A 271-nucleotide genomic window follows, 5' to 3' on the forward strand; every position below is an offset into this window, starting at 1 on the left:
GGCGGGTCTCCGCGTCCGCCGGACCGGTGCGGAACAGCGCGATCATGAAGTCGGAGAGATGGGCGTTGGTGCTCCAGATCTTCCGGCCGTTGAGCCGCCAACCGCCGTCGACCGACGTCGCGCGCGAGCGGACGGAGGCGAGATCGGAGCCGGACTCCGGTTCGCTCATCCCGATGCAGAAGGTGGTCTCGCCGCGCACCACGCCGGGGAGGATCGTCTCCTTTTGCCGGTCCGTGCCGCGGCTGATGATCAACGGGCCGCTTTGCCGGTC

General features: G+C 69.4%; 1 protein-coding gene. It reads right to left on the minus strand.

The genetic code is table 11. The features are described 5' to 3' along the window. On the minus strand, positions 1-271 hold a 271-nt coding region (locus SB717_RS36050), incomplete at both ends, for an acyl-CoA dehydrogenase family protein (protein ID WP_410907791.1).

The organism is Priestia sp. SIMBA_032, assembly GCF_046535215.1.
GTDB lineage: Bacteria > Bacillota > Bacilli > Bacillales > Bacillaceae_H > Priestia > Priestia aryabhattai.